Annotated in this window: 18 protein-coding genes and 1 tRNA gene; 5 read left to right on the forward strand and 14 right to left on the reverse strand. The window is 47.9% G+C overall.

All coding sequences use genetic code 11. The annotated features are described in order from the left end of the window. The first annotated feature begins 18 nt into the window (after positions 1-18). Complete coding sequence (locus RGU72_RS11870; RefSeq protein ID WP_322119928.1) at positions 19-1,410, forward strand: YfcC family protein; 1,392 nt, start codon at positions 19-21, stop codon at positions 1,408-1,410. Positions 1,411-1,745: 335 nt separating this feature from the next. Here the strand turns inward: RGU72_RS11870 and RGU72_RS11875 are convergent, their stop codons facing one another. Next, positions 1,746-2,318 (reverse strand): flavodoxin family protein, encoded by a 573-nt coding sequence (locus RGU72_RS11875; protein ID WP_322119929.1) that lies wholly within the window; start codon positions 2,316-2,318, stop codon positions 1,746-1,748. Between the two features lie 95 nt (positions 2,319-2,413). After that, positions 2,414-3,115, reverse strand: a complete 702-nt coding sequence (locus tag RGU72_RS11880; RefSeq protein ID WP_322119930.1) for a pirin family protein — start codon at positions 3,113-3,115, stop codon at positions 2,414-2,416. 140 nt (positions 3,116-3,255) lie between these two features. On the opposite strand from RGU72_RS11880, the gene RGU72_RS11885 reads away from it, so the two are divergent. After that, on the forward strand, positions 3,256-4,173 hold the full coding sequence (locus tag RGU72_RS11885) for a LysR family transcriptional regulator (protein ID WP_322119931.1): 918 nt from the start codon (positions 3,256-3,258) through the stop codon (positions 4,171-4,173). A gap of 2 nt (positions 4,174-4,175) precedes the next feature. Continuing rightward, complete coding sequence (gene gluQRS, locus RGU72_RS11890; protein WP_322119932.1) at positions 4,176-5,207, forward strand: tRNA glutamyl-Q(34) synthetase GluQRS; 1,032 nt, start codon at positions 4,176-4,178, stop codon at positions 5,205-5,207. A 6-nt stretch (positions 5,208-5,213) separates the two neighbouring features. On the opposite strand, the gene RGU72_RS11895 is transcribed toward gluQRS, so the two are convergent. From RGU72_RS11895 to RGU72_RS11925, 7 genes are all read right to left on the reverse strand, one after another. Next, the gene (locus RGU72_RS11895) at positions 5,214-6,728 is read right to left on the reverse strand and encodes a DEAD/DEAH box helicase (RefSeq protein ID WP_322119933.1); all 1,515 of its coding nucleotides are present in this window, start codon (positions 6,726-6,728) and stop codon (positions 5,214-5,216) included. A 7-nt stretch (positions 6,729-6,735) separates the two neighbouring features. After that, positions 6,736-6,813: transfer RNA gene (locus RGU72_RS11900), tRNA-Ile, on the reverse strand. A gap of 173 nt (positions 6,814-6,986) precedes the next feature. Continuing rightward, a complete protein-coding gene (gene rpoD, locus RGU72_RS11905; RefSeq protein ID WP_416200162.1) occupies positions 6,987-9,539 on the reverse strand; it encodes an RNA polymerase sigma factor RpoD in 2,553 nt (850 codons plus the stop codon). 517 nt (positions 9,540-10,056) lie between these two features. Then, positions 10,057-11,850, reverse strand: a complete 1,794-nt coding sequence (gene dnaG / locus RGU72_RS11910) for a DNA primase (protein ID WP_322119935.1) — start codon at positions 11,848-11,850, stop codon at positions 10,057-10,059. 38 nt (positions 11,851-11,888) lie between these two features. Further along, positions 11,889-12,338: a GatB/YqeY domain-containing protein gene (locus tag RGU72_RS11915; RefSeq protein WP_322119936.1), complete on the reverse strand. Its 450-nt coding sequence runs from the start codon at positions 12,336-12,338 to the stop codon at positions 11,889-11,891. A gap of 175 nt (positions 12,339-12,513) precedes the next feature. Next, the gene (gene rpsU / locus RGU72_RS11920) at positions 12,514-12,726 is read right to left on the reverse strand and encodes a 30S ribosomal protein S21 (protein WP_005877634.1); all 213 of its coding nucleotides are present in this window, start codon (positions 12,724-12,726) and stop codon (positions 12,514-12,516) included. Positions 12,727-13,034: 308 nt separating this feature from the next. Continuing rightward, positions 13,035-14,285, reverse strand: coding sequence for an NAD(P)/FAD-dependent oxidoreductase (locus tag RGU72_RS11925; protein ID WP_322119937.1), 1,251 nt, complete (start codon positions 14,283-14,285; stop codon positions 13,035-13,037). A gap of 692 nt (positions 14,286-14,977) precedes the next feature. On the opposite strand from RGU72_RS11925, the gene RGU72_RS11930 reads away from it, so the two are divergent. Both RGU72_RS11930 and RGU72_RS11935 read left to right on the forward strand, forming a co-directional pair. Next, the gene (locus tag RGU72_RS11930) at positions 14,978-17,221 is read left to right on the forward strand and encodes a TonB-dependent receptor (protein WP_322119938.1); all 2,244 of its coding nucleotides are present in this window, start codon (positions 14,978-14,980) and stop codon (positions 17,219-17,221) included. Between the two features lie 31 nt (positions 17,222-17,252). Beyond that, complete coding sequence (locus RGU72_RS11935; RefSeq protein ID WP_322119939.1) at positions 17,253-17,384, forward strand: hypothetical protein; 132 nt, start codon at positions 17,253-17,255, stop codon at positions 17,382-17,384. Between the two features lie 185 nt (positions 17,385-17,569). Here the strand turns inward: RGU72_RS11935 and ybiB are convergent, their stop codons facing one another. From ybiB to RGU72_RS11960, 5 genes are all read right to left on the reverse strand, one after another. After that, positions 17,570-18,577 carry a DNA-binding protein YbiB gene (gene ybiB, locus RGU72_RS11940; protein ID WP_322119940.1) on the reverse strand — a complete coding sequence of 336 codons (1,008 nt, stop codon included), beginning with the start codon at positions 18,575-18,577 and terminating at the stop codon, positions 17,570-17,572. Between the two features lie 71 nt (positions 18,578-18,648). Continuing rightward, positions 18,649-21,432 (reverse strand): molybdopterin-dependent oxidoreductase, encoded by a 2,784-nt coding sequence (locus tag RGU72_RS11945; RefSeq protein WP_322119941.1) that lies wholly within the window; start codon positions 21,430-21,432, stop codon positions 18,649-18,651. Between the two features lie 221 nt (positions 21,433-21,653). Beyond that, positions 21,654-22,025 carry a nitrite reductase small subunit NirD gene (gene nirD / locus RGU72_RS11950; RefSeq protein WP_322119942.1) on the reverse strand — a complete coding sequence of 124 codons (372 nt, stop codon included), beginning with the start codon at positions 22,023-22,025 and terminating at the stop codon, positions 21,654-21,656. A gap of 39 nt (positions 22,026-22,064) precedes the next feature. Continuing rightward, positions 22,065-24,506 (reverse strand): nitrite reductase large subunit NirB, encoded by a 2,442-nt coding sequence (gene nirB / locus RGU72_RS11955; RefSeq protein WP_322119943.1) that lies wholly within the window; start codon positions 24,504-24,506, stop codon positions 22,065-22,067. 71 nt (positions 24,507-24,577) lie between these two features. Continuing rightward, entirely contained in the window at positions 24,578-25,345 is a 768-nt protein-coding gene (locus RGU72_RS11960; protein ID WP_416200163.1) for an ABC transporter ATP-binding protein, read from the reverse strand. Positions 25,346-25,420 lie beyond the last annotated feature (75 nt).

A 25,420-nucleotide genomic window follows, 5' to 3' on the forward strand; every position in this document is an offset into this window, starting at 1 on the left:
ATATTGGAGATGCAAAAAATGAAAAAACTCAAACTCCCCAACACCTTTGTGCTGCTGTTTTCTCTATTGGCCTTAATTGCGCTAGCAACCTGGCTAGTGCCCGGCGGCAAATACGATACGCACGTCGTCAATGGCAAAACTTTGATCGATCCTGCCACCTTCCATTACATCACCAGCAATCCGCAAGGTTTTGTGGCCTTGATGATGGCGCCAATCAAAGGTTTTGTTGAAGCGGCGCTGATCATCGGCTTTGTGCTGATTGTCGGCGGTGCGTTTGCCGTGTTGCAAAAAACCGAGGCGATCGATTCTATGATCAAGTCGGTGGCAAAGGCGCACACCAATTCTGCATTCATCCGGGCAATGATTATCCCGGTCTTTGTCACTATGTTTTCGCTCGGCGGTGCGACCTTTGGCATGAGTGAAGAAGCGATCCCCTTTATTTTGATTTTTATCCCGCTGGCATTGGCCTTGGGCTATGACTCGATTGTGGGAGTCTCGATCCCGTTTATCGGATCGCAAGTCGGCTTTGCTGCGGCATTTTTAAACCCGTTTAATGTCGGTATCGCGCAGGGCATCGCCGGTGTGCCGGTGTTTTCTGGCTTGCAATACCGTGTGATTGTGTGGGTGATTGCTACCACTCTGACCATCGGCTTTTTAATGTGGTACGCCGCGAAAATTAAACAATCACCAGAGAAAAGTCCGACCTTTGAACTTGATCAAGAGAAAAGAAAAAGTCTCAAGCACGATGAGTTTACGCACTTTACCGGTGTCACTGTCACGCATAAATTAGTCTTGCTGTTATTTGCGGCCTCGTTGGGCGTTATGGTGCTGGGCGTCGTCAAGTATGAGTGGTTTATTAATGAGATTGCGGCATTGTTTTTAGTCATGGCGATCATCGTCGGCGTCGTCGGCAAATTAAGCTCGGACGAATTTATCGAGGCATTTTTACAAGGCGCAAAAGATCTGGTCACCACTGCGCTGGTGATTGCCCTGGCACGCGGCACCATGATCCTCGCCCGGGACGCCAATATCATCGACACCATGCTCCATGGTCTGATGCCATTTGTGCAGTCAGCCAGCCCGGTGTTTGCGGCGCAAAAAATGTTTCTGATCCAAACCGTGATTAACTTTTTCATCCACTCAGGTAGCGGACAAGCCGCGTTGACCATGCCGATCATGGCTCCATTGGCGGATTTGGTCGGGGTGACGCGGCAAACCGCGATTCTGGCTTTTCAGTTTGGTGAATTTACGACACCGATGATCCCGACATCTGGCATTACTGTCGGCGTATTGGCCTTGGCACGGATACCCTGGGCAACTTGGGCAAAGTGGATGATCCCGCTGCAATTAATGTATCTGGTACTGGCATTGCTGCTGCTGATTCCACCTTGTCTGATGTATTGGCAATAGGCTGAAAATGGCAGGCCAAAGCGGTAGATTTAATCAAGGCTTTATATATACTCCCCTTTATTTTTTACAAATATGCCGTATTGTCCAGACTTTATATGGACAACTGCAATATACGGGGTAGGAGTAATTATATTAGGCCTCGGTAGTATTCTCATCAAAAAAAGAAAAAGCCTGCCAATTTTCATTGAGCAGGCTTTTTTTGGCGCTAAAATGTTGACGGGTCTGCTGATGGATCAGATTGCTTCACTTAATGGCTTAACTTCGTTGATTCACTTCCTTGATCAACTCCGCTAGCCATCCCTCCGCAAATCAACTCATCTATCGCAGCCGGATCATTACTTAGTGAACCGTGCAGCCACTTCTGCAATACGCTTACCAAATAATTTTGCGGTTTCTAAATCGCCTGGCAACGGACCTTCTTCTGGCGAAGAATCAGACGGTGATTGCGTCATTAAGCCAGAAGAGCTGGCCAGATAATTAACGTCATTACGCTGCGCTGCCTTGCTGTTGGATGGCATCAATCCAGTACCAGCCCAGATCATGGAATGCTGTTGCGACAGGGTGAACAGGTAGTGAAGCGTCGACAGTTTATCGCCATTCATGCTGGCAGAATTGGTGAAAGCGCCAGCGATTTTATCTCGCCATACTTGTGAATACCAAGGCTTGGACGTGGCATCAGCAAACTTCTTAAACTGCCAGGAAACCGTGCCCATATAGGTCGGTGATCCAAAGATGATCGCATCAGCTTCTGCCAGACTGGCCCAGTTGGCATCAGCGATATTGCCTTCGGCATCAATCGCAATCAGTTCTGCTGCTGCACCTGCCGCTGCGGCACCTGCATGGACTGCTTCTGCTGCTTTTTTAGTGTGGCCATAACCTGAGTGGTACACAATCGCTACTTTTTTCATGGGAGTTCCTTTTAGTTATTTCGTTATTTCGTTATTTCGTTATTTCATTCATCAATCATCGCGTCAGAGTATGTTTACCGATCGGCTTAGCCAAACTATTTTGGTAAATCAAACACCAGCACTTCTGCCTGCTTTCCCGCTTCCAACTGCACTAATTCCTCTTCACGCAATTTCACCGCATCGCCCGCTGACAACTGCACGCCGTTGACAGTCAGTTGACCGCTTGCCAGATGGATATAGGCAAGGCGATCTTTCGATAAGATCAAACTACTCGCTTGCTCGCCGTCAAACAGACCAATATACAAACGCGCGTCTTGACGGATTTTAATGGAATCATCCGCACCATCGGGCGACGCAACCAGGCGCAGGCGACCAGCTTTGTCTTCCCGACTAAAATGTTTTTCCTGATAAGCTGGTGTCGCGTTAATCACGGACGGCTGTATCCAGATCTGCAATAAGTGCGTGGGATTGTCCGCAGAGGGATTAAATTCAGAATGACGAACGCCTGTTCCGGCGCTCATGTACTGCACATTACCCGGGAGAATGGTGCTGCCATTGCCCATGCTGTCTTTATGCGCAATCGCTCCTTCAAGCACGTAGGTAATAATTTCCATATCCTTATGACCATGCGTCCCAAACCCCATTCCGGCCGCGATATGATCGTCATTAATCACGCGCAAAGGACCATAACCCATGTGTGCCGGATCGTGGTAATCGGCAAAGGAAAAACTGTGATGAGATCTCAGCCAGCCGTGCTCGGCATAGCCGCGTTGTTCTGATTTATGAACTGTCAGCATCGTATTTTTAGGGTTGGTGGAAACCCTACCTTATTCAAATAATTGATATGATGTGATGCAATATATACCTGCCAGAACTTGAATATAAGGGGAATATTTTCTACTTCTCGTTCAGTATTTTTGTATAAGAATGATTCACCATGAATTTAACTCTCGAAGCACTGCAAATTTTGGATGCCATCGACCGCAAAGGCAGCTTTGCGGCAGCGGCAAGCGCCTTAGATAAAGTGCCTTCCGCCATCACCTACAGTATCCGCAAACTGGAAGATGATCTGGACGTGCTGCTATTTGATCGACGCGGTCACCGCGCCAAGCTAACTACGGCCGGGCAAGAATTATTGACGCAAGGACGGCATTTATTATTGGCAGCAGAAGAGCTGGAGCAAAGGGTCAAGCGCACGGCAACAGGCTGGGAGGCGGAGTTACGTATCGTCATGGATGGCGTAATTCAGTTTGAACATTTTTTGCCACTGATTCAAGAATTCCAGCACCAGGCCTGCGGCACGCGCTTAAGAATTTCTCAAGAAACCTTATCCGGCGTATGGGAAACACTGCTCGCTGGTCGCGCAGATCTGGCGATTGGTGCCGCTTACGATGGACCAGATACCTTGCGCATGCATGGTGAGTATCAGACTCAGAGCATGGGCAATATCGATTGGGTCTTTGCCGTTGCGGCCAAACATCCGCTGGCAACAGCGCCGGAGCCATTGACATCGACCGTTATACAAAGCCACCGAGCAATCGCCGTTGGCGATACAGGTCGCAATCTGCCATCGATCAATGCAGGACTTCTGGCGGGCCAGGATACGCTGACAGTTCCCACATTGCAGGCAAAATTATTAGCGCAATTAGCGGGATTAGGCTGTGGTAATTTACCGCGCAAGCTTGCGTTGTCACATCTACAATCTGGCGCATTGGTAGAAAAAACTTTGCAAGAAAACAGACTCACTGGCAATAACCACATTGCCTGGCGCAGAAACGACAAAGGAAAGGCGCTACAGTGGTTTTTACAACGATTAGCTGATCCGGTGGTACAGCGCATGTTATTGGGCAGCTGACGATGGTGACTAGCTTGAACAAGTTGAATAACTATGTTGGACGTTTTGCCCCCTCACCCACGGGCGCCTTACATATGGGGTCTTTAGTAGCGGCAATGGCGAGTTACTTAGACGCCAAAGCCCACGATGGAAAATGGCTACTCAGAATCGAAGATTTAGACTTTGACAGAGATGTCAAAGGCGCTGATTTAGCCATCATCGAACTATTGCGCCGTTGCAAAATGCAATGGAACGATGCCATTGAATGGCAAAGCCAGCGCACCCATTTATACGACACCGCTTTCCGGCAACTAGCCCCGATGATTTATCCCTGCAGCTGTTCGCGTAAAGAGATTGCTGATTCGCGGCGTAGTTCTCTTACTTCAACCTCAAATTCAAGCATAAATTCAACCTCAAGCTCAACCTCAGCGCTACCGTCAACATCACGATTTGGTTTAGTGATTTATCCTGGCACTTGCCGTGCAGGTCTGGCAAACAACAAACCCGCCCGCGCCTGGCGCTTGCGGGTACCGGATGAAGATCAAGGTCTGATGACATTCACCGACCGATGGTTAGGTGAAATTCGTCAGAATATTGCGATCGAGGCAGGTGATTTTGTTTTAAAACGCGCAGATGGTTTCTGGGCATATCAACTCGCTGTGGTGGTTGACGATGCGGCGCAAGGTGTAACTCATGTTGTACGCGGTGATGATTTATTAGACTCGACGCCGAGGCAAATTTATTTACAAGATTTGCTGGGGTTACCACATGTGCAGTATCTGCATATTCCGGTGGTTGCCAATGTGAATGGCGACAAACTGTCTAAACAAACGGGCGCGCAAGCGATTGATGTCAGTGGCAGCGAACGTGATGTATTGCATCAGGCTTTACTACCAGCTGCAGAATTATTGGGATTAAAAATCGAGACCCAACAATACGGAGATACCTTGGAAGAATTTTGGCACAGCGCTGTTACAGCATGGAGACAATTACTGGAACAGCGCGAGAGGCGTAGAACTGAGTTGGAACCAATTTGGAACCAAGTTAAGGTTTAATGGCAATCAATCAGTCCGACGCAGACCGCCAAGCAATGCCGCTTTTTTCTGCGGTTTGGCCGCTGTTTTATTTTCACTGGTTGCCGCTACTTTGATCGACGATGCGCTAGGTTCGTAAGGCTTTAAAAACCAAGGATCGACTTTTTCTCTTGGTGGATTAAAACTACGTGCAGGACGATCGAATGACTTTTCAGCCGTTCTGTCTATGGATCTGCCTGCTGATCTGCCCTCTACATTATCCGTTGATTTTTCAGTCGCTCTATCGCTACTGAATTGACGTGGTTTACGCTCCGCTAGTTGCTGCGTCTGCGCGACAAAACCTGCCAATTGCACTTTGACGATTTTTTGCTTGATCAATTTTTCAATATCAAGCAGCAAACGCTCATCTTTATCTGTGTGCAAAGAAATCGCATCGCCAGTCGCACCAGCACGGCCAGTGCGGCCAATCCGATGGACATAATCTTCTGCGTTATACGGTAAATCGTAGTTGATGACGCAAGGCAGTTCGGCGATATCTAAACCACGTGCAGCCACATCGGTCGCTACTAGTACTTCAACTTCTCCACGTTTGAATGCATCTAAGGCAGCCATGCGCTCTGCCTGAGATTTATCACCATGGATTGCTGAGGCTTTTACACCTTGTTTGACTAAATGCACGGCCAGACGCGAAGCACCAATCTTGGTGTTGGAAAAAACGATTACTTGTTTTAAACCACGCTCGCGGATAATGAACGAGACCGCGTCGCGCTTCTCTTCCTCAGCCACTTTATACAAAATTTGTGTCACATTGTCCGCAGTTGCATTGCTGCGGGCAACTTCGATCATGACTGGATTGCTTAAAAAACTGGCAGCCAGTTTTTTAATTTCTGGCGAGAACGTAGCAGAGAACATTAAGTTCTGACGCTGCTTTGGCAACAAATTAATGATGCGTTGCAGATCAGGCAAAAAGCCCATGTCTAACATACGGTCCGCTTCATCCATGATCAGGATTTGCGTCTGCGATAAGTTAATCGTTTTCTGCTGAATGTGATCCAACAAGCGACCAGGTGTCGCAATCACAATCTCAACACCGGCACGCAGGGCTGCTGTCTGTGGCGCCATATCCATCCCACCAAAAACGACAGTGGAACGCAATGGTGTATGGCGCGAATATGCCTGAACATTTTCAGCCACCTGATCAGCCAGTTCACGCGTTGGCGTCAAAATTAGAGCACGAACTGGGTGGCGAGCTGGCGAGGCGCTGGTGCTCGCGTGCGCTAACAACAATTGAATAATCGGCAGCGAGAAGCCAGCAGTTTTGCCAGTACCCGTTTGTGCAGCACCCATCACGTCGCGGCCTTGCAATACGATAGGAATTGCCTCAGCTTGAATCGGTGTGGGGTGTACGTAACCTTGATCAGATAAAGCGCGCAAAATCTCAGGCGACAGTCCGAAATCTTCGAAACGTATGGTAGGTACAGAGGGGGCAGAATCTACTACAACGGTAGCGATCTGCTCAGGATTGGACTTGATATCAGTCATTGTATGATGGTGGGCCTCCCGTGAGTCGAACACGGTACCAACGGATTATGAGTCCGCTGCTCTAACCAACATGAGCTAGAGGCCCAATTCTTTCTGCAAGCTAAGCTGCTTAAATCTGACAAATATCCGTGTATGAATCTTTATCAGGGTTATGCAGGTATCGCTTTAACGCTGTCACCTGCAAATTGTTGAATTCAAAAAAAGCTCAAATTCAAACGCAAAACAGGCGTCGAAAAAACCGACGCCAATTGTATTACATTAATTACCTTCTAGGAAGCTTTTCAGCTTATCAGAACGTGATGGATGGCGTAATTTACGCAATGCCTTGGCTTCTATTTGACGAATACGCTCACGTGTTACGTCAAACTGTTTACCTACTTCTTCTAAGGTGTGGTCAGTGGACATCTCAACACCAAAACGCATACGCAATACTTTAGCTTCACGCGGGGTCAATGAATCCAATACATCTTTAACGACATTACGCATAGATGCGTGCAACGCTGCATCTGCCGGTGCCAATGTGTGATTGTCTTCAATGAAATCACCCAGATGTGAATCATCATCGTCACCGATCGGTGTTTCCATCGAAATCGGTTCTTTAGCAATCTTCATGATCTTGCGGATTTTATCTTCCGGCATTTCCATCTTGATTGCCAACGTCGCTGGATCTGGCTCTACACCAGTCTCTTGCAAGATCTGACGTGAGATACGATTCATCTTATTGATGGTCTCAATCATGTGCACCGGGATACGAATCGTGCGCGCCTGATCCGCAATAGAACGGGTAATCGCCTGACGAATCCACCATGTAGCATAAGTAGAAAACTTATAACCACGGCGATATTCAAACTTATCTACCGCCTTCATCAAACCGATGTTGCCTTCCTGGATCAAATCTAAGAATTGCAAACCACGGTTGGTGTATTTCTTCGCAATAGAAATCACCAGACGCAAGTTGGCCTCCGTCATCTCACGCTTGGCTTTACGTGCTTTCATTTCGCCAGCAGACATCTTTTTATTGATGCCGCGCAAATCAGGCAAAGGTAAAACTACCCGTGCCTGCAGATCGATCAGCTTTTGCTGAAGCTGCTGTACTGACGGTACATTGCGACCCAAAATGGCGCTGTAAGAATGGCCGGCATTAACTTCGCCTTCAACCCATTTAAGGTTAACTTCATTGCCTGGAAATACTTTAATGAAATGGCTACGTGGCATGTTGCAACGATTGACCACAACTTCCAGAATCTGTTTTTCTACATGGCGAACTTCATCCACTTGGCCGCGCAAAGTGTCACATAATTTTTCAACGACTTTGGCAGTAAAACGGATGCCCATCAATTCGTTGGAAATCGCTTCCTGCGCTTTGATGTAGGATTTTGAGTTGTAACCCTCTTTTTCAAAGGATTTACGCATCTTGTCAAAATTGGTGGAGATGATGTCGAATTTAGCTAAGGAGTCACGCTTCAATTGTTCTAATTGTTCAGCGGAGATAGCGGCGGCACCAGCGGCACTTGCCTCTTCATCCTCTTCCTCTTCCTCTTCCTCTTCCTCTTCTTCCTCTTCTTCCTCTACAACGACTACAACAGGCTTTTCTTCCTCTTCGACTGCGTTGGGATCAACTAAACCATCAACCAACTCGTCAATTTTAATCTCGTCATTGCGAATACGCTCCGCTGAAACCAGAATCTCAGCAATCGTCGTCGGACAGGCAGAGATCGCCTGAATCATGTCCTTCAGACCTTCTTCGATTTTTTTGGCGATGACAATCTCGCCCTCGCGCGTCAACAACTCAACCGAACCCATTTCACGCATATACATACGGACAGGATCGGTGGTGCGACCGAAATCAGAATCAACGGTAGACAACGCCGCTTCAGCAGCAGCCTCAACCTCGTCATCATCGCTGGTAACGGTGACTACGTTATCAGACAATAACAATGTTTCAGCATCTGGGGCTCGTTCATAGACGGCGACGCCCATGTCGTTGAAGGTACCGATAATGCCTTCAATTGCTTCAGGATCGACCACGTTTTCTGGCAAATGATCGTTGATCTCGGCAAAGGTCAGATAACCACGATCCTTACCTAACTTGATCAAAGTTTTCAGCTTTTGGCGACGACGCTCTAACTCTTCTGCGGTCGCTTCTGGATCGGCAGAGAAGGCATCTTTCAACAAAGCTTTTTCTTTTGCCTTACGATCTTTCGCCTTGGCTTTGTCGATCGCTTTCATTTCTGCGCGCTCGACCGCATTCAGCGCAGCTAGATCTTCATTCTCAGGCTGATATTCTTTTGGCTTACGACCACGACGACCAGGCACTTTAACGCCAGGCAAAATATAGCCAGAAGTGTCAATTGCAGCCAACACGGCAGCATCCGTAGTCTGGCTAACAGCAGGCGCAGAACCGGACTTGATTTCCTGAATTTCAGGTGCTTTGTCAGCCTTTGCTGAATTCTTAGTTGGTTTAATCACTGTCTTTGGATCGGTCTTGTTAATTGTCACAGAAGCTTTCAATGGTGCAGTTTGTGGCTTGTCCGCTTTTTTGCCCGCCGGCAGATCAGAAGCGTGCTTATTTGAGTCTTTTAATGCGTCTTTGGATGAATCTTTAGATGCGCCATCAGCCTTCGCTACTGGCTTTGCAGTCTTGCCCGTCGCTTCCTTAGCTAACGCTTTAACGCTAGCTTTGGGATCATCTTTTACAATATTTCTGGCCTTGGATTTATCTGCAACAGTTTTAGTTGCGTCCAGCTTAGCCACTGCTTTTATCACTTTAGGTGCTTTAACATCTTTCGCAACCTCTTTTTTTGCCGGCATTTTTACGGCCGTCTTAGTCACTACTTTTGTTGTTGCTGGCTTAGTTTTATTAGCCGAAATTACAGCCTTAGCAACTGCAACTTTAGGGACAGACTTCGCCGCAGCCGTTTTGGCCACCACTTTTTTTGCTGCTGAGGATATCGGAGTGTTCGCGGGTTTCTTCATTGCTTTAGCCATTGAATCAAACCTACCAGAACAGAGGTGGCAATCTAGTTCATATAAAAAGACAATGATCATCCGTCAGATCAATTGATCTGTACGAAGAGCTATACCCTTTTCTATGTCAGACTACCCGAGTCTCAGCGCCAGTATTTTGGGTTACTCGGAGGAGCATTACGCTCACCTAAACAACACATTCTAAGCAGTTCTAAAACCTCTCCGCTCAGAATGAAACAACCTAAGACCTTGAATCGAAAGCTTTTAATTATACCACGAGCATAGGCTTTACTCTAGCACCACCGTATTTCAGTTCAATTTTATTGAGCAAAAAATAGGCAACGCCATGCTTAACCGGAGATCATCGTACTGCCACTTCTGCCACAGCCTGACGACGCAAAGCCTCTTGCAACTGCATAATTTCACGATAACGGGCAATATCCACTGCATCACGCAAACCTGAGGCAGCGAGCGCCTCCATCTCCGCCTTTAATACCTGAAACCGCATTTGACGTATTGCGCCCGCCAGTTCTTGCTTTACCACATCAAGATCGGTTTCTGTTTGTTCAGCTATTTCTGCAATCAAGGCATCATAGTCTGCGCCTGTGGTCCGCAAATGCTCAGCCAAAGCCGCAAAATTGGCTTGCTGCCCCATGGTTTGCGCCACTAACACTAACTGCGTCAACATCTCAGCACCATCGGGCGCAAGTTGTGCTGCATCAGCCAAAGCTGCCGCATCAAGCAATAAAGAGAGCGACGGGTGGGCAACTAAAATCCGCATGATTTGTCGCTCCAGACCAACCGGAGCACTGCGCCTGCTTTTTGGCGGCGCAATTTTTACACGCGATACAGGCTGAGCCAACTCAAACAATGCTTCAATTTCTGACGGTGTAGTCTTAGTAACTTGAGCCAGGCTACGCACCATTTGCAAACGCAAACCAGAAGGCGGCATTTGTTGCAACAACGGCTTTGCGTCAAACTGGACTTTTGCCCTACCCTCAGCAGTAGATAAATCGCTATCACCAATCACCTCTTTCATGAAAAACTGTGACAGTGGCATCGCATCCTGAACCTGCTGAGCAAAGGCATCATTTCCTAGCTCTCGGATATAACTATCCGGGTCGTGCTCCGTCGGCAAAAATAAAAATTTAATGACTTTATTATCATTTGCATGCGGCAAACAAGCATCCAGCGCGCGTCTGGCAGCACGACGTCCGGCGCTATCACCATCAAAACTAAAAATCACATGATCAGTCTGACGCAACAATTTTTGCACGTGGGTTGGCGTGCAAGCCGTACCCAAAGTCGCTACTGCTTGCGGAAAACCCATCTGCGCTAACGCCACCACATCCATATAACCTTCGGTGACAAGCACGTAACCCGCTTCACGTATCGCTTGCCGCGCCTCAAACAAACCATACAGCTCAAAACCCTTTTGAAATAGCGGCGTTTCAGGTGAATTCAAGTACTTCGGTTCACCCTGCTCCAAAATACGACCACCAAAACCTATAACTTGCCCTTTGGTATTGCGAATTGGAAACATGATGCGATCACGAAAACGATCATAGCGCTTGCGTCCACCGCCCTCTTCTTCGCTTTTATCGATTACGAGACCAGCCTCAACCAAAGGCGGCGCTGCATAATCAGGGAAAACTGCGCGCAAGCCATCCCAGCCATCTGGCGCATAACCTAACCCGAAACGAGCAGCGATCTCCCCCGTCAAGCCACGCTTTTTCAGGTAGGCAATCGCCCCTTCGGCGCTACGCAATTGTGTACGGTAATGATCGCAGGCTTTGGTCATCACATCAGTTAGTGCTAGACTTTTTGCCTGGACTTCTGCACGTTGAGCAGGGAGTAATTTATCGTCCTCCGGCACGATCATGCCGTTGCTTTGCGCCAAGTCTTTGACTGCATCGACAAAGCTCAATCCCGAATATTCCATCAAAAATCCGATGGAAGTGCCGTGCGCACCGCAACCGAAACAATGATAAAACTGCTTAGTCGGGCTTACCGTAAAGCTAGGAGATTTCTCGTTGTGAAACGGACACAATCCCATATAGTTTGCGCCGCCTTTTTTCAACTGCACGTACTTACCCACCACATCGACAATATCAACGCGGGCGAGCAAATCCTGAATAAAGGTTTGAGGAATCAAAGCGGCAAACTAAGTGACAAAGAGCAAAACAAGAAATATCAACGAGACAACAAGGCTGCTTTTACCAAACCAGAGACCACGGTCATATCAGCGCGGCCCGCCAATTTCGGCTTCAATATTGCCATCACTTTACCCATATCCTGCGCACCAGTTGCGCCACTCGCGGCGACAGCAGCAGCAACTTCTGCCTGCATTTCTGCATCGGTCAAACCAGCGGGCATATAGGCAGACAGAATAGCCAGCTCTGCTTTTTCGATATCTGCCAAATCCTGGCGATTACCGACCTCAAATTGTGTGATGGAATCTTTGCGCTGCTTAATCATTTTTTCTATGATGGCGAGCACCAATGTGTCGGTCAATTCAATTCGCTCATCCACTTCTTTTTGCTTCATGGCGGCAGTAATCAAGCGTATCGTGCCCAGCTTTGTCGTCTCTTTGGCACGCATTGCTGATTTCATGTCTTCGGTGATTTGATCTTTTAAGCTCATGGAATTTCCTGACAGTAGAATAAGTACAAAAAATTGACTTAACTCCGCTTAGCTAAGTGCGATTTAATGCAAATTGATAAAAACAACAAAGCCCGCTGCGTATTACCGGAGCGGGCATGCTAAAGCTAAATACTAATGCATTTTTGAATGGCACTGCTAGCAGCACCAAACGAAATTAATACATCTTTTTAGGCAATTGCTGACTACGAATGCGTTTGTAGTGGCGTTTTACTGCGGCTGCCAGCTTGCGCTTGCGCTCGGCAGTTGGCTTCTCGTAAAACTCGCGTGCGCGCAATTCGGTCAAGAGACCGGTCTTTTCGATGGTGCGCTTGAAGCGACGCATAGCGACTTCGAACGGCTCGTTTTCTTTAAGGCGAATTGTGGTCATTTAAGTTCGGAACCAATGAAAAATTTATAGGAAGAACGAGATAATAGCAGAGTTTTCAGGCGTTTGGAAGTAGCTTGATTAAATCTTACGCAATCTTGTGCAAAAAAGTAATCGCAAACCTGCTTTACTGGGATTACCAAAACTCAAAAACCACATCGTAAAATTCAATATTTTAGGGAGTATAGTTAAAAACCATAGCTATTGTCCAAATATTGCCTGGACAAATAAAAATACAGCAGGCAGTACCTTAGTCCGATAAAAAAACAACGTCAGTCTTTTATTATTAAATCAAACTTTAATCGAACCTGCTAATCAACCGCATTACCCGCAGCAACGCCCGATGCCCAGGCCCATTGGAAGTTATAGCCACCTAGCCAACCAGTCACATCAACCGCCTCGCCAATAAAATATAAGCCGGGAACATTTTTCACCATCATGCTTTGCTGCGATAGCTCGCGTGTATCAACCCCGCCGCGCGTCACCTCAGCTTTACGATACCCTTCCGATCCGTTCGGGATTAATTGCCAGCGATTGATGCTGTCACCCACTTGGCGCAGGCGCTTGTCGCTCATATCCGCCACTCTGGCATCGCCTGCAAAACCATTTGCAGTCAGCAATCCATCCACCAGCCGCGCAGGTAAATGCTGCGCCAGATGATTGGATAAATTCTTCTTGATGCTAGCTTTACCGGTGATTAACTCCTCCGCGATATCAATTTCTGGCAGCAAATTAACGGTAATAGATTGCCCTGCCTGCCAGAAACTAGATATCTGCAATACCGCCGGACCAGACAAGCCGCGATGGGTAAACAATAAATCCTCACGAAATACTGCTTTATTCTTTTTCTCGCCTGTTTCTATATCAACTTCCAGCGAAATACCAGATAAGGGTACAAACGGCTCCCACGTTTTGGCATCGAACGTCAGCGGGACTAATGCTGGACGGGGCTCAACAATTTTCAAGTCAAATTGCCTTGCAATTTTGTATGAAAATTCTGTTGCGCCAATTTTAGGAATCGATAAGCCACCAGTCGCAATCACTAGCTGCTTTGCTGTGATAGCGCCTTGCTCGGTCTGAATCAAGAATCCGTCATCAATATGCTGGACCTCAAGAACTTTGCACGGCATGCGCCATTGCACCTTACCGGCATCGCATTCCGACTTCAGCATAGAAATAATGTCTTCGGCGCTGTTATCACAAAATAATTGCCCCTTGTGTTTCTCGTGGTAGGCGATGTGATGACGTTTGATCAATGCCAAAAAATCTTGTGGGGTGTAGCGCGATAAAGCGCTTTTACAAAAATGCGGATTCTCAGATAAGAAATTATTCGGCCCCGCTTGCAGGTTTGTGAAGTTGCAGCGCCCGCCGCCAGAAATACGGATTTTTTCTGCCAACTTGCTGGCATGGTCGACCAGCAACACTTTTTTGCCATGCTGTCCAGCAACGGACGCACACATCATGCCCGCCGCGCCTGCGCCAATGACGACGACATCATATTGTTTGCCAGGGTTACTGGATATGCCGGAAGGCTTGGGTGTGATGCTGACGGAGTCGTTCATTTTTATTTTCTTACTTAGATAGTAGAAGCGATTACATAGAAGCCATGATTGTAGCCGATGAGCAAGTCAGTCACGGACAAGCCAATATACTCCCCATCATTTTTATAAAAAATCTCTTGCAGACCAATGATTATATGGACAATTAAATATACATCTACCCAGTATATTAATTTAACGCATTTGAATAAATGATCACTAAGCTCGCAAAATCAGAAAAACGCCCTTTGACTTTGTTAAAAACATGTCCGCAATGATTGTTCACGTAAGTCCCCGCTATTCTTATTTAAAACACGTTTCAATATCAGCAAGATGGCCTCATAAGATTCCCGCATATCAATATTCTGTTTTAAATCCGCAACGTAATTTACACATATTGACGAAATTTGAAGACAAGATTAACTAAATCTTGACTTGACTTACGCAAGAAGAGATAACAGAAACATCGGTGACGCAAACGATTGCGCTGTCGGTCACAAAATCAATGTAACGAGTTCGATAACGATGCTTTGAGCGAATGTGTAAAGAAACTACCCACACGCTGCTTTGAACACTCATCCAATGGGTAGATGCCCTCCCCCGGCCACCCGATCTGATGCGATTTAATCTGATGTAAATGTAATTCCGTAGATGTAACTCGATGTGACTTGATCTGACTTGATGTGAAAATTACTTAACCTGAAGGATGAAATCAAATGCCTAAACCGACTATTAAGTTAAGCCTGCTCGCGATCGCTGTTGCGACAGCTTTCCCGATGCACGCAGCGATGGCGCAGACCGCGCCTGCATCAACCGACGCCAAAACTGATCCGACTAAATTGGAAACAGTGATCGTTACCGCCAACCGCCGCTCAGAAAATATCAAAGAAGTACCGATGTCGATCTCTGCCATCAAAGGTGAGGCACTCGATACTTACAACGCAGCAGGTATGGATATTCGCTTCCTCGCCTCCCGCGTGCCAAGTTTGAATATTGAATCGGATTTTGGCCGCACTTTCCCACGTTTTTATATCCGTGGTCTGGGCAACACTGATTTCGATTTGAATGCATCCCAACCAGTTGGTCTGATCTATGATGACGTAGTACAAGAGAGCCCGATTCTCAAAGGCTTCCCCGTGTTTGACGTTGATCAGGTTGAAGTTTTGCGTGGCCCGCAAGGTACTTTGTTCGGACGTAACTCACCAGCCGGTGTAGTAAAGTTTGAATCCACCAAACCAACCGGTGTCTTTGAAGGCTATGGCAATGCAGGCTTCGGCAATTATGGTGCCGTTAATCTGGAAGGTGCTGTCAACGTACCATTGAATAGCGATTGGGCATTGCGCGTTTCCGGACAATCCCAAACCCGTGATGACCGCGTGACCAATCCACGCTCGACCGGTACCAAGACACTGGAAGGTTACGACGACAAAGCTGCACGTATCCAGTTAGCCTACAAAAATAGTGGTTTCAGCGCTTTGTTTAATGTGCATGGCCGCGACATGTCCGGCAATGCTACCTTGTTCCGCGCCAATATCATTCAAAAAGGTACGAATAACATCGTCCCTGGTTTCGATTATTCCGTCTATCCTACTGACGGTATCAACAAGCAGACACTCAACTCCAGCGGCGCCAGCATGCGTCTGCGCTGGGATTTAGATGGCATGACTCTTTACTCCGTCACTGGTTACGACAAAGCCAGAGTGTATAGCCGCGCTGACGTTGATGGTGGTTATGGCGCTTCATTTGCATTGCCGATGGGGCCTGGATTTATTCCATTCCCGTCAGAAACAGCCGACGGCATTCCTGATTTGAAACAAATCACTCAAGAATTCCGGGTACAGTCCAATACCAAAGATCCGCTGCAATGGATTGCTGGTGTGTACTACTTTAAAGAAGATATCCAGGTCGATAGTTTTGACTACAATTCTTTAGCTGGCAATGTACAAGATGGCTATGCAAATCAACATCAGCATTCCAAATCCTGGGCAACTTTTGGCTCGCTTAATTATGCGGTCAATGACAAGTTAAAATTGCGTGGCGGTGTGCGTTATACCAGCGATAAAAAAGACTTTGATGCACAACGTTTTGTGACTCCAGGCGGTGGTGCAGGCACGGCGCAACTGACAGCACATCCTAGCTCTACCAACGTCAGCTGGGATTTGGGTGCGAACTATGCAGCTGATGCACAAACCAACTTCTTTGGACGTATTGCAACCGGCTATCGCGCACCAAGTATCCAGGGTCGCGTACTGTTTGGTAATGATATCTCAGTTGCAAACCCAGAGAAAAATCTATCGTTTGAAGCTGGTGTGAAGAAGGATATTCTTGACAATACTGCCCGTATCAGCGCAACCGTATTCCAATACACCGTTAAAGATCTGCAATTGACAGCAGGTAGCGGCAGCGTGAATCAAAACAAACTGGTCAATGCAGATAAAGCAACCGGTCAAGGTTTTGAACTGGAACTGCAAGCCAACTTAAACCGCAATTGGAAAACCACGTTCGGTACCAGCTATAACGAAACCGAAATCAAGGATGCCAAATTATTTGTCGCACCTTGCGGTAACGGCTGTACTGTCACCAATCCTGCTGGCCCAGTGGCCGGTACAGTACTCATCGGTGGCAATCCATTACCACGAGCACCGAAGTGGGTTGGTAACTTTACGCTGAAATACACGACACCAATTGCCAATGGCGATCTGTATGTATTTACCGATTGGGCATACAAAGATACTTACAATATGTTCTTGTATGAAGCAAAAGAATACACAGCGAAGTCTTTGTTAGAAGGCGGATTGCGTGTGGGTTACAAATGGGGTGATGGTAAATATGAAGTCGCTGCTTATGGCCGCAACATCACGAACAAGCAACAAGTCATCGCCGCAATTGACTTCAATAATTTGACAGGTATTTTGAATGAGCCACGCAGCTATGGTATCCAGTTGAAGGCAAATTTCTAATTGATTTGAAGTCTTTATAAAAATCGACTAGATGCTAGTCAAAAAAACGCCGGATTTAATCCGGCGTTTTTATTTGTGCAGCGACGATCAGTCACTTAACGATTTAACCCAGATTTTCCATTGGAACAGCGACAAGTGTGCCTTTGGCGAACTGACTGGCTAGACGCGACGACGACGCAAGCTGCATATTGCTAGGAGGAGCAACAACGCCAGGCAGTTCGCCAAAGGTGCAATTGTCGCTGTAGCGCTCCCACTCAAATCGCGGTCGTGCTATCCCTCTAAACACCGCATGCCGTCTGCGTTTCTGTGAAGTGGTAGCGGTCTAATGGAAAATCTGGGTTTAAACATTCAGGTATTCACCGTGCGCTGTTTCAATAATTTTGCCACCGAGATACAGTGCTCAAGCTGATCAGCAATATTCGCAGGGACAGGAATATCACCTGCCAATACCGACCTGATCCAGTGTGCCGTCGTTATAGCATCACAAGTCTCCGGCGTATCGGGTAAGTCACCGGACAAACTTTGATGTGTCTGTACCAATGTCGTGCATTCGCCTTCGTGAAACCAATCAATCTGCTGCGCTCGCCCTGTGCTGGCAACCGTTTCGCCCTCAGTACCACGCATTAAAAATGCATCGCCACGCTCATGCGGCGCACTGTGAGAAAAATACTCGCGCAGCATAATCTGATATTCGGGGTGCGTATAAGACGTCAAGCGCAAGGCGGCGCTAGTAAATGGCTGCAAGATTTTCACCAGCGTGTGGGTAGAATTGCGCACGCCAAGAATACGGCGCATCGCCAAGATGCGCGTCATCGCTGGCGACAATACATTGATCGGCATAAAAGCGGGTTCTCGCTGCGCCATCAAGGCTTCGGCTTCGGCTACAGAATTCGCTAACGGTGTACCAAGTGCCTGAAAAATTTCAGCAGTTGTCACGCGCCCGGCATCGGTTAAAACTCCATGTACCAATACTGGCACACCCTGTCGCGCCAATAGCAAGGCCAGCAGAGGCGTTAAGTTTGCTTTTTTACGAGCACCGTTATAAGTTGGGATGAGCACCGGGGCGTAATCGCTATCGACTGGCGCGATCAGACGCACTACAGCATCTTGCGCAGCCGCCATAAAGCCGGCAATCTCTTTGACCGACTCGCCTTTAATCCGCATCGCTAATAGAATGCCGCCCATTTCTAAATCTGAAACCCGGCCTTCCAGCATGGCGCTGTACAGCAGTTGCGCATCTTCTTGCGACATACTGCGCGCACCTTCCTTACCACGTCCGATTTCTTTGATAAACCGGGCTGCAGGGAAAGCCTCTTTATTAGAGGATTGATTGATAGAGTGATCTGTATTTGTCATCTGCATAGCTTACACCGAAGGTACGCCAACGAGCAAACCGCTCGGCAATCATGGGAAAGCAGCTATTATATTTAAGCAGGCACGGGCGCTGCATGCTGCACTATCATCTTCTTCAACTCAGGTACGCAAGAGCCGCAGCTCGTGCCACATTTTAAGCGCGATTGTAAACCTGCCAGCAACTCATCTGGCGTGCTATCCGATTTGCCACCCATCAGCGTCAATGCTCGATTGATTTCGGTATCTGCAACGTTTAAACAATTGCAGACAATTTTGCCGCGCACCGCAAAACCTTGCGGCGCGCTGGTACTTGGCATCAGTAGTAAACGACCTAATTTGGCGACCGGTTCCTGATCAGTTAAATAGGCTTTGAGCCAGCCCTCAGCCGAGATATCGCCCGCCAATGACACCGCTGCGAGAGTACCGTCTTTGATCGTGATGTGTCTTGCATTACCGCGTCTGGCGTCGTCATAACGCAAGACCTGCTCACCTGCAATGCCGAACAATTGTTCTATCTGCTGTATCAGTTCTGGTGTAGCAGCAACATCATCAGCTGCACGGAAAATAATGCCGGTTTTTTCACGTCCGAAAGGGATGCAGGTCGCATAGGCAAACTGGCGCATGAATGGGCGCAAGGCTTGCTGCAACTGGAATACTTGCTCAGGCTCGGCCCAGGCAAAGGCGACAAAGCGCCACGGTAATTCTGCTTTCACAATTTTGACCGCAGCTGCTTTAAGTTCTGGTTGCTTCGAGCTTGGATCTATCGCTGGCGAAGTCAGTGTGTTCACACCATAAGCAGCATTGTCACCGTGGCCGCGACCCGATACATATTCTTCACCCCAATGCATCGCAACAAAAACCTGTCCGGCACGCATTTCATCACTTTCTTGTGCGGCAAAAATCTGTGAGCCGCGCTTGTTCGTCACATGTACCAGATCGCCATTTTTTAGCTGACGTCTTTCCATATCTAGCTTGTTCATAGCGATACCCGGTTCAGGCGCGTGTGCAAACAACTGCGCAACTGTGCCTGTGCGGCTCATACCATGCCATTGATCGCGCAAACGTCCGGTATTGAGTTGAAACGGATGGCGCGCATCAACCTTATCTTTTACTGGCTGATATAACGTATTGACAAAGTTGGCTCGACCGCTGGTAGTTGGAAAAACACCATCCTCGTATAAACGTAATTTGCCCTGGCTAGCACCTCCGACGTAGGGCCATTGCTGAGCACCGGCAGTTTCTAAAATCGCATACGACAAACCGGTAATATCCAAATCACGACCGCGTGTACTTTCGCGATGTTCGTTCCAGACTTGCTCGGGTGTTTCGTAAGGGAAAATTGAGGTAGTTTTACCCAACAAAGCTTCCAACTTACGAGCAAACAGGGTGGCGATTTCCCAATCATGTTTGGTCTCGCCTGGCTTATCCAAAGCCGGATTGACACGCGTGATGCGGCGCTCCGAATTGGTGACCGTGCCAGACTTTTCTGCCCATGTGGTGGCTGGCAATAAGATGTCGGCATAAGGCACGGTGGCAGTCGTGCTGTAGGCCTCCTGCACGATGACTAACTCGGCCTTGTTTAGAGCAGCACGAATAAGATTTTGCTCTGGCATTGATTGCGCAGGATTAGTACAAACAATCCAGATAATTTTGATCTCACCTGCAAGCACGGCATCGAATAGCTCCACCGCTGTTTTACCCGGCGCGGCGGGAACCTCGTCTACGCCCCAGAGTGCAGCAACCTCGGCACGGTGTTCAGGATTAGACAAATCTCTGTGACCCGACATCAGGTTAGCCATACCACCGACCTCACGCCCGCCCATGGCATTGGGTTGCCCGGTTAAAGAGAAAGGACCTGCGCCGGGCTTACCGATTTGATGTGTTGCCAGATGCAGATTAATCAGCGCTGCGTTCTTTGCCGTGCCCGATGCAGATTGATTCAGCCCCTGGCAATACAAAGAGAGCGTCGCCTTGGATTGCCCAAACCAGCGCGCCGCCTGCACCAGATCTGCCTCACTGATGCCGCAAGTTTGCGCCACAAATTTTGGTGTGTAATCCCTTACGGTTTGTTTCAGCTGCGCGAAGCCCTCGGTATGTGCTGCAATGTAATCAAGATCGACTAAGTCTTCCCACAAACACAAATGCAGCATCCCATTGAACAAAGCGACATCGGTTCCCGGCAGGATGGCTAAAAATAAATCGGCATCGCAGGCTGTGTCGGTGCGGCGCGGATCAGCGACGATCACTTTGAGTTGCGGATTATTTTTTCTGGCATCTTCAATCCTGCGATACAAAATGGGGTGTGCATAGGCCGTGTTGGAGCCAACAATAAAAATCACCTCAGCCAGATCAATATCTTCATAGCAGGCAGGTGGCGCATCGGCACCCAAGGTTTGCTTATAGCCAGCGACCGCGCTGGACATACACAAGCGCGAATTGCTATCGATATTATTCGTACCAATCAAACCCTTGGCGAGCTTATTGAAGACGTAATAATCTTCCGTCAGCAATTGTCCTGAGACATACAAGGCCACGCTATCCGGGCCGTGCGCTTTGATCGTAGTGGCAAACTGCTCTGCCATATTTTGCAACACATCATCCCAAGCTACTCGCACACGAGGCTGGTCGCGGGCAGATCGCATCTCGGGATACAGAGCGCGGGTTTGTCGCTGGATAGCTGGCTGCGCTGACAAATGCAAAGTGCTGCCTTTACTGCACAAGCGTCCAAAGTTGGCAGGATGTTTGGGATCACCACGTACGCCAATGACTTGCCGTTGTTTGGAAGCGTCCTCTCCGGTCTCAATAATAACGCCGCAACCGACCCCGCAATAGCAACAGGTGGAGAGGGTTTCGGTCATGTTTTTACCTTTTTTGATAATTGCCTGAAGCACTGAACAAGTAGATTCAATACATATACAGATTAAATATACTCGTTACCAGTATTTTTTATTGTCCATATATTCTCTGGACATTAAGGCTATTTTTATAAAAATGAGGGGGAGTATAGTCAATTTCACTCTATAACTTGGGAATGTTTGTGAGTTCCCGTAATTTTTTGTACAAACTAAAAACTTAAAAATCACGTAGTGACTAAACTCGTTGCTCCAGCTACATCCAGCCCTAGACTTTTCAGCTCGTCAGCATCTAAAAAAATCTGCTCATTCTCCACCTTGATACTAAATTTTTGCGTACATCCTTCATCGGGAGACACCGCACAACCCGTCTGCAATTCGATATTCCAGTTATGCAGCGGGCATGCAACTTTCTCACCGAAGACGATGCCCTGAGAAAGTGGCCCGCCTTTATGCGGGCACTTGTCCAGCAGCGCAAATACTTTATTCTCGCTATTACGAAAAATGGCGACGTCCGGTTTGGCGCTGCGGGTGACGATGCGGGCGCCTAAAACTGGAATGTCATCGACTTTGCAAATCGGTTTCCATTGTTGAGACATGGTGTTTCCTTCCGGTTCAACGATTTTTTTGCTGTTGGTTCAGGACGCAGATAACATTTCAAACTGCCGCGTATCGACTTGCGCTTTTTCTGGTTCATGCCAAGGATCGGATTCGCCTTCCAGAGAAAACAGCAAGCGCTGATATAAATCCTTACGACGCTCTTCATCTTCCAACACGGCTTGTTTGACATGATCGAGACCGACACGGGCGATGTAATGCACGGTGCGCTCCAAATACCAACCTTCTTCACGGTACAATTGCAAAAACGCGCCGGAATATTCCATCACTTCTTCATGCGTTTTAAGTTTCACCAGAAATTGTGCAACCTCGGTTTTGATACCTCCGTTGCCACCGACATAAATCTCCCAGCCCGAATCTACACCAATCACACCGACGTCTTTGATACCTGCCTCGGCGCAATTACGCGGACAACCTGACACCGCCAGTTTGACTTTATGAGGCGAATACATCAGCGCCAGTTCACGCTCCAATTGTTGTCCCATCAAGGTCGAGTTTTGCGTACCGAAGCGACACCATTCGCTACCGACACAAGTCTTCACCGTCCGCAAACCCTTGGCGTAGGCCAAGCCAGATGGCATTCCCAAGTCGTGCCAGACTTCACGCAGATCTTCTTTTTTCACGCCAAGTAAATCGATCCGTTGACCGCCCGTCACCTTCACCGTCGGGATATTAAATTTATCAACGACGTCGGCGATCCGGCGCAAGTCGCGGGCATTGGTCTCGCCACCCCACATACGCGGAATGACAGAATAGGTGCCATCTTTTTGAATATTGGCGTGCGAACGTTCGTTGATGTAGCGCGATTGCGGATCGTCGATCGCCTCACGCGGCCATGTAGAAATCAAATAATAATTGATCGCAGGCCGACAAGATGAACAGCCGTTTGGTGTGCGCCATGCCATGGTTTGCATGGTGGAGATTACCGTCAATAGCTTCTCTTTTTTGATCGCATCACGGACTTCCTGATGCGTATGATCGGTGCAGCTACACATGGCTTTGGCTTTATTCGGTTTGGAATAATCGCCACCCGCAGTGAACATAATGATCTGCTCCACCAATCCCGTGCATGAGCCGCAAGAGGCTGATGCCTTGGTATGTTTGCGCACATCTTCCAGCGTAAACAAGCCCTTCTCTTTAATCGCTTTAACGATCGCACCTTTGCACACACCATTGCAACCGCAGACCTCGGCGGTATCTGGCATCGCAGCTGCTTTGGTAAAACCTTCATGTCCGACATCGCCAGGACGACCGGTATTGGATTCGCCAAACATCAGCGTGTCACGAATTTCAGAGATGTTTTTACCTTCGCGTAGCAAAGAAAAATACCAGCTACCGTCCACCGTATCACCGTAGAGGCAAGCGCCAATCAGCTTGTCATCTTTAAGCACTAGTTTTTTGTAAACGCCACCTATCGGGTCGGACAAAATAATTTCTTCGGTATCTTTGCCACCCATAAATTCACCAGCAGAAAACAAATCAATGCCAGTGACTTTGAGTTTGGTAGAGGTGACGGACCCCTGATAACGACCAATGCCAAAGTTGGCTAAATGCGTCGCACATACTTTGGCCATTTCAAACAGAGGTGCAACTAAACCGTACACCGTACCGCGATGATTGACACATTCACCGACGGAATAAATCCTTGGATCGTAGGTTTGCATGGTGTCATTGACGATGATGCCCCGGTTGCAATAAATACCTGCGGATTCTGCTAATGCGGTGTTGGGGCGAATCCCAACTGCCATCACAATCAACTGTGCGGGAATTTCTAGACCATCCGAGAAGCGAATCGCTTTGGCGTGACCATGTTCGTCGCCGATAATCGCTTCTGTATTTTTTTCTAATAAGAAGTTGAGGCCGCGATCTTCCAGTGATTTTCTTAGCATGCCACCGGCGACTGGATCTAATTGTCTGTCCATCAACCAACCTGGCAAATGCACAACGGAGACATCCATGCCGCGCAACTTCAGACCATTCGCCGCTTCTAATCCCAGCAAGCCGCCGCCGATCACTACCGCATGTTGATGCTGGGTCGCCGCCTCTATCATGGTGTTAGTGTCGTGGATGTCACGATAGGCAATCACTCCTTTTAAATCTTTGCCCGGCACTGGCAACATAAATGGCGTGGAGCCAGTTGCCAGTAATAAGCGATCGTATTCGGTCTGAGTACCATCCTCGGCAATCACCAGACGTTTTACCCGATCAATCTTGACGATCTTTTTACCCAGATGCAGAGTGATATTGTTTTGCTCGTACCAGTCCACATCATTGAGCATGATGTCTTGTATCGTCTGTTCACCTGCCAGAACGGGGGACAATAATATCCGGTTGTAATTGGCATACGGCTCTGCGCCGAATACGGTAATGTCATACAGATCAGGTGCGATCTTCAGTAATTCTTCTAGGGTGCGGACGCCGGCCATACCGTTGCCTACCATCACCAACTTAAGCTTTTTCATTCATTACTCCTCAAATCACTGTCTGCCAGCGGACACAGAACATCTGTCTCTATGTCAGTTTTGTATTAGTTTTAAGCTGCATCTTTTGATGGATGCGATTGCCTGTGATACAAAAACTCCAACACGGCACTGCGATATTCGGCGTACTGCGGATTTTGCGATAGCTCTACCCGTTCGCGTGGCCGGTCTAATTTCACACTGAGAATTTCACCAATGGTCGCTGCCGGACCGTTGGTCATCATCACGATACGATCAGACAGCAAGACTGCCTCGTCCACATCATGCGTCACCATCACGACCGTGGATTGGGTTTTGGCGACAATCTTCAACAGTTCGTCTTGTAAGTGGGCGCGGGTGAGTGCATCGAGTGCGCCGAAAGGCTCATCCATCAGTAAAACTTTGGGCTCGATGGCGAGGGCGCGGGCGATACCGACGCGTTGCTTCATCCCGCCGGAGATTTCATTCGGACGCTTTTTTTCTGCATGGGTTAAACCAACCAGTGCCAGTGCTTGCATGGTGCGTTTTTGTAGTTTGGTTTTATTTTCGGCTGCGCCAAAAACCCGCTCGACTGCCAGATAAATATTTTCATAGCAGGTCAACCAAGGGAGCAAAGAATGGTTTTGAAATACCACCCCACGCTCTGGTGAAGGCCCAGAAATTTCTCTGTGTGCACAAAGCAAAGTACCGGATGTGGCGACAGTTAAACCAGCAATCAAATTGAGCAAAGTGGATTTACCGCAACCAGAGTGACCAATCAGGGTAATAAATTCGCCTTTGCGGACTTTGAGATTAATGTCACGCAGCGCATGGAAACTACCTTTTTTGGTATTGAACATCATCTCGACTTGATTAACTTCAATATATTTTTGATCGCCCGCAGGGTCTTTAGATTGTTCTTCTATCGTGAGGAGTTC

Source organism: Undibacterium sp. 5I1 (assembly GCF_034314085.1).
Classification (GTDB): Bacteria; Pseudomonadota; Gammaproteobacteria; order Burkholderiales; family Burkholderiaceae_D; genus Undibacterium.

Coding starts and splice junctions, on each gene's coding strand:
- RGU72_RS11870 (WP_322119928.1), top strand. CDS start 19: ATGAAAAAACTCAAACTCCCCAACACCTTTGTGCTGCTGTTTTCTCTA.
- RGU72_RS11875 (WP_322119929.1), bottom strand. CDS start 2,318: ATGAAAAAAGTAGCGATTGTGTACCACTCAGGTTATGGCCACACTAAA.
- RGU72_RS11880 (WP_322119930.1), bottom strand. CDS start 3,115: ATGCTGACAGTTCATAAATCAGAACAACGCGGCTATGCCGAGCACGGC.
- RGU72_RS11885 (WP_322119931.1), top strand. CDS start 3,256: ATGAATTTAACTCTCGAAGCACTGCAAATTTTGGATGCCATCGACCGC.
- gluQRS (WP_322119932.1), top strand. CDS start 4,176: ATGGTGACTAGCTTGAACAAGTTGAATAACTATGTTGGACGTTTTGCC.
- RGU72_RS11895 (WP_322119933.1), bottom strand. CDS start 6,728: ATGACTGATATCAAGTCCAATCCTGAGCAGATCGCTACCGTTGTAGTA.
- rpoD (WP_416200162.1), bottom strand. CDS start 9,539: ATGCCGGCAAAAAAAGAGGTTGCGAAAGATGTTAAAGCACCTAAAGTG.
- RGU72_RS11915 (WP_322119936.1), bottom strand. CDS start 12,338: ATGAGCTTAAAAGATCAAATCACCGAAGACATGAAATCAGCAATGCGT.
- rpsU (WP_005877634.1), bottom strand. CDS start 12,726: ATGACCACAATTCGCCTTAAAGAAAACGAGCCGTTCGAAGTCGCTATG.
- RGU72_RS11925 (WP_322119937.1), bottom strand. CDS start 14,285: ATGAACGACTCCGTCAGCATCACACCCAAGCCTTCCGGCATATCCAGT.
- RGU72_RS11930 (WP_322119938.1), top strand. CDS start 14,978: ATGCCTAAACCGACTATTAAGTTAAGCCTGCTCGCGATCGCTGTTGCG.
- RGU72_RS11935 (WP_322119939.1), top strand. CDS start 17,253: ATGCTAGTCAAAAAAACGCCGGATTTAATCCGGCGTTTTTATTTGTGC.
- ybiB (WP_322119940.1), bottom strand. CDS start 18,577: ATGACAAATACAGATCACTCTATCAATCAATCCTCTAATAAAGAGGCT.
- RGU72_RS11945 (WP_322119941.1), bottom strand. CDS start 21,432: ATGACCGAAACCCTCTCCACCTGTTGCTATTGCGGGGTCGGTTGCGGC.
- nirD (WP_322119942.1), bottom strand. CDS start 22,025: ATGTCTCAACAATGGAAACCGATTTGCAAAGTCGATGACATTCCAGTT.
- nirB (WP_322119943.1), bottom strand. CDS start 24,506: ATGAAAAAGCTTAAGTTGGTGATGGTAGGCAACGGTATGGCCGGCGTC.
- RGU72_RS11960 (WP_416200163.1), bottom strand. CDS start 25,345: ATGATGTTCAATACCAAAAAAGGTAGTTTCCATGCGCTGCGTGACATT.